The sequence below is a fragment of the Occallatibacter sp. genome, from assembly GCF_049802275.1.
In the GTDB taxonomy this organism is placed as follows: domain Bacteria; phylum Acidobacteriota; class Terriglobia; order Terriglobales; family Acidobacteriaceae; genus Telmatobacter.
Map to the genome: position 1 here is coordinate 1 of NZ_JBARMD010000067.1, position 4748 is coordinate 4748.

6 protein-coding genes are annotated in these 4748 nt (G+C 59.0%); 4 read left to right on the plus strand and 2 right to left on the minus strand.

The genetic code is table 11. The features are described from left to right. On the minus strand, positions 1–206 hold a 206-nt coding region (locus WA354_RS02275; RefSeq protein ID WP_472811390.1), incomplete at its 3' end, for a hypothetical protein. Between the two features lie 153 nt (positions 207–359). Between WA354_RS02275 and WA354_RS02280 the strand changes: the two genes are divergently transcribed. From WA354_RS02280 to WA354_RS02295, 4 genes are read left to right on the plus strand one after another with little or no spacing between them, the layout of a single operon-like run. Then, entirely contained in the window at positions 360–1106 is a 747-nt protein-coding gene (locus tag WA354_RS02280; RefSeq protein WP_472811391.1) for a hypothetical protein, read from the plus strand. A gap of 54 nt (positions 1107–1160) precedes the next feature. Then, positions 1161–1520, plus strand: coding sequence for a Smr/MutS family protein (locus WA354_RS02285; RefSeq protein ID WP_472811392.1), 360 nt, complete (start codon positions 1161–1163; stop codon positions 1518–1520). Between the two features lie 51 nt (positions 1521–1571). Beyond that, positions 1572–2927, plus strand: coding sequence for an alkaline phosphatase family protein (locus tag WA354_RS02290; RefSeq protein ID WP_472811393.1), 1356 nt, complete (start codon positions 1572–1574; stop codon positions 2925–2927). Positions 2928–2934: 7 nt separating this feature from the next. Further along, positions 2935–3879, plus strand: a complete 945-nt coding sequence (locus WA354_RS02295; RefSeq protein WP_472811394.1) for an N-acetylglucosamine kinase — start codon at positions 2935–2937, stop codon at positions 3877–3879. A 21-nt stretch (positions 3880–3900) separates the two neighbouring features. Here the strand turns inward: WA354_RS02295 and nagA are convergent. Continuing rightward, a partial coding sequence (gene nagA / locus WA354_RS02300; protein ID WP_472811395.1) for an N-acetylglucosamine-6-phosphate deacetylase occupies positions 3901–4748 on the minus strand: 848 nt, incomplete at its 5' end.

Consider the following 4748-nt stretch of genomic DNA (forward strand, 5'->3'; position numbering starts at 1 on the left):
AATTGCGCGCCCTGAACAGGGTCGCCGTAGCGGTAGTGCTCGACGAATCCAAAGGTCACTGCGAGCCAGCCAATGGCCTGGGGAAGATTCCGGTAGGTGATATGGGGAAGCACAAAGTCTACAGGAACGGAACGGTTTTTCAACATGGCGGTAAGATACGCCTGACGGATGTTCGCATCAACTGGCTGCCTGCGAAGGTGAAGCATGACGGAATGGCCACAACTCAATGTGACTACCTGCACGGGCGGTGATTCACTCGAAGCCAGCAAACTTTCGCGTAGCCGTTACAAGTCGTTACAAACTTTCGAGCCGAAATGCTGGACAATTCCGTTGTAAGTGCTGTCCCGAGGTGAACGACCATGAAACTTATCGCGTTGCCACTTCTGCTTTCCGCTGCGCTTGCGCAGTCGCCTGACGGTCAGAGAATCGTGACCTTCAACCGCGCCGACGCCGAGCATTGTAAGGTGATCACGGTCAGCGACCAACCGATGCTTGCGACCACCTACGAAGGGACGACCGTGGCTATCACCATGCCGCAGAACTGGAATAACGGCGAGTTCTCTGTCTTCATCACGGTCGCCCAGGTTGGACCTGGCGAAGCAGACGTTAATCCGAAAGCGATCTCTGCCCTTTACCCCGACGCTGCTCACACGCGTTTTCACTGGTTCGATAAGGCTCATGATCTGGATACCCTCGCCAGCATGCAGGCCGGAGGCTATGGTCAACCCGGAGGTGCTCCTCCCGAGGGCCTCGGCAGGCAGGGAGGCCCAGCGGGGTCAGGTTCCATGACTGAAAGCAATAGCGCCTCACCGCCGCCAACTCATCCCGAAGCAATGGGCCCAATCGACCCGCATGCCGGTACAAAATCTGAAGAAGAATCTCGTCTGCTTCAATTGCGGAACCAGGTGGGAAAAGCTTCAGCGTTGCCGCAGATCGATCCGGCACATCCGCCGGTCTTTCTCCGTATCACTACGGTGAAACAGGGCTCGAGAGCATCGGGGTACGTGTTCCTTCGCAAGCCGAAGGGCTCCAAAGTTGAGGTGCCCGCGAGCACGATGCTGGAAGAAATCGACATCCCGATCAATGGAGTCATCTTCCGCTTTTGACCAGAATTGAATTGCAAAACGTCGAGTAGCGCGGCGAAGACGGAGAATAAGGCAGTGACGATTGATCTGCACGGTTACCACCCAGCCGAAATTGTCAGGAGTGGTGTGCTCAGTAAAGTAGTTCAGCAGTCTTGGGAGATGGGAGAGCGGTATCTCTACCTGATACATGGGCACGGACGCAATCGAGGTATAACACCCGGCTTCGTTAACACCAACACCGGCTACTTTGGGTTGCAGATTCGTCAAGCATTGCGGCACGACAAGAGCATTAGGACGTGGATTCACCACACGACGCTGAATTGTGAGGACATGGGGGTCACGAGCGTCCGACTGAAACGGAATCCAGCCCCGTCCCGCAACCGTTTTGATTTAGATCTGATCCCCGATGCTGTTGTGGAGAGCGATCGCAACTAGTGCTCAATACACGCCGTACGCAATGCGATAAGCTGATGCGGGAGATCGAGAATGATTTTAAGCGCTTTGAAGCGTTCGGCGATGGTGTGTCTGGCTCTGACTTTGGCGCTGCCGCTGGTAGCGCAGCAGGCACAGCCGATCGCGGGTGGAAACCCGGCGCTGCCGCTGGTGCATGTTGAGAATGGTGAGAACTCTGCCGCGACGCGGAAGGCGCATTATGTTGTTCTGGTCTCGCTCGATGGATTTCGCTGGGATTACGCGAAAAACGATCACGCTGCGAATCTGCTGGCGCTGGGGAAGAAGGGTGTGTGGGCACCGGAAGGGATGATGCCGAGCTATCCGTCGCTGACTTTCCCGAATCACTTTACGATCGTGACCGGTTTGTATCCCGAACATCATGGGCTGGTGGCCAACGGCTTTTACGACGAGACGAAGCACGCGCGCTATGCAATCTCGGATACCAAGGCAGTGCAGGATGGCAGCTGGTATAGCGGTGTGCCGTTGTGGAGCCTGGCGGAGAGCCAGGGGATGCACGCAGCGTGCCTGTACTGGCCAGGTTCAGAAGCGGAGATTGCGGGGCATCGGCCTAGCTGGTACGCGGTATTCGATAACAAAACACAGGCTAGCGACGAAGAGGAGAAGGCGCGCATTGATGATGCAGTCGCCCTGTTGAAGATGCCGGAGGCGGAGAGGCCGCACTTCATCACCATCTACTATTCAGAGCCGGATCATGAGGGACACCAGTACGGACCCGACGCACCAGAGACCAAGGAAGCCGCGCTGAAGATGGACGCGATGATCGGAAAACTGAGGAAGGCGCTCGACTCGACGAAGCTTCCCATTGATCTTGTCGTCGTGAGCGATCACGGCATGGTGAAGGAGGAAGGCGGCTGGATCAACCTGGATGAGTTTGCCGATCTGAGCGGCTTTGAAACTGTGGGGCCGCTGCTTTACGGCAAGACGGAAGAAGACCGCGCTCGCGTCTATGACCAGCTGAAACATGCGTCATCGGAGTTCGTCGTATATCGGCGTAAGGACGTGCCGGCAGGGCTTGAGTACAACCAGAATCCGCGCGAAGGCGACCCGGTGATTGTTGCGACAGGGCCATATCCAATTCGTGCGCACAAACCGCAAGGAGGCAGACCCGACTATCCGCCGGAGCCGGGGATGCACGGTTTCGATCCGCGCAAGGTTCCGGAGATGAAGGCGAGCTTTTTCGCGGCTGGTCCTGACATCGTGCGTGGCAAGACCGTAGCGCCGTTCAACAATGTGAACCTGTATCCGTGGATCGCTCACATGCTTGGATTGCAGACCCCGAAGATCGACGGCAGCCTCAACATCCTCGCGGGGACGTTGCGCGATAACGGCGGCGAGACGGCTGGCGCGGGGGAGTTAAAACAGGAGTAAGGGAACGATGAGCGCAGTATTGGGAATTGATGGCGGAGGCACAAGAACGCGGGCCTCCATCGTTGATGGCGAAAGAGTGCTGGCGTTTGCGGAGAATGGTTCCATCAAGCGGTTGCGTGTGGGCGCAGAGGCAGCAGAGACCAATCTGCGCGCCGTAATGAAAGATGTGTTTGCACAGGCGGGAGTGCGCGGAGTCAAAGCGGCCTCGGCGGGTGTGGCGAGTTCTTCGATGCCGGGCGTGAAGGAGTGGATTACCACGGTCTTCGACGACTTCGGGGTGGATCGCTCGGAGATTGTGGGCGACGAAGTGATTGCGCTGGATGGAGCTTTCAAGGGCGGCCCGGGGATTCTCCAGATTGCAGGAACTGGCTCGAACTGCATTGGCCGCGCGCCGGACGGTGGGCGCGAGAGCGCGGGTGGATGGAGTTCGCGGCTGGGCGATGAGGGCTCGGGCTACTGGATTGGATTACACGCGGTGAGGAGGGGGCTTAAGGCGCTCGATCGCGAAGAGCCGACGCGCATTCTCGAAGTTGTCGGCGGTATCTGGGGGACGAAGTCGATTGATGAGTTGGTGAACCTGGGGGACAGCACGCCGGGACCGGATTTTGCAGCGCTTGCGCCGGCGATCAGCGAGCTTGCGGAGGCGGGCGATGTGGTGGCGCTCGGTGTTTTGAAGCAGGCGGCGCTGGATCTGGTTGACAGCGTGCTTCTGGTCCGTGCGAAGCTGCGCCGCAAGCATCATGTTACGGAGGAAGTCCCAGTAGCGTGGATCGGCAGCGTGATAGGCAAGTCGCGGCTGGTGCGGGAGCAATTCTTTGCGGGCTTACATGCCGGCGCGCCGGAGATGCAGATTCGCGAAACGGAAGTTGCGGGAATTGAAGGTGCGGTCTGGCGTGCGCAGCAGTTGGCGAAGGCAGCGGGATTAGTCGGAACGCCCTCGCCGACCAAGTGACGGTGTGAGCTCAGCAGGAATTCAGTTTGCCTGCCGGCCACCGACGATTGAGCCGACTAGTTTTCCAGTGGCATCGATCGCGACGAGGTTGGCGGATTTCCCCGGAGCGAGGGTTCCTGCTCGATGAGCGAGCCCGGTCATCGTGGCCGGATTTGATGACAGCAGACACAAAGCCTGCTCGATGCTTGCGCCGGTGAATTTGATGAAGTTCGAGAGAGCGCGATCGAGCGTGAGAACGCTGCCGGCGAGGACACCACGGGCCGTTGCGCGGCCGTCCTTAACCTGAACTGCGAAGCCGCCGAGCTGATATTCGCCTTCGGGCATTCCGGCGGCGGACATGGCGTCGGTGACGAGGATGGCGCGCTGAGGACCCTTCGCTTTCCACCACAGGCAAACAATTTCGGGATCGGTGTGGATGCCGTCGCAGATGAGCTCAGCGTAGAGGTCGTCGTTTGTGAGTACGATGCCGAGAATGCCGGGCTCGCGATGATCGAGGGGGCGCATGGCGTTGAAGGTGTGGGTTGCGCTGACTGCGCCAGCGGCGATGGCTGCCCGCGTTTCGGCGGCAGTGGCGTTGGAATGGCCTACGGATACACGGACTCCGCGTGAAGTTGCGTGTGCGGTGAGCTCGATGGCTCCGGGCAATTCAGGCGCAATCGTCATCAGGCGCACATGTCCATGAGCAGCGTCGATGAGGCGATCGAATGTGGCGATGCTGGGGGCAAGAAGATGTTCGGCAGGTTGCACGCCTCGCTTCTGGTGCGAGAGGAACGGACCTTCAAGGTGGATGCCGAGGGGACGGGCGCGTCCCGGCTCGGGCAACTTCGCGATTTCGTTGGCAAGGCCGTCCAGAGCGCGCAGTGTGGCAT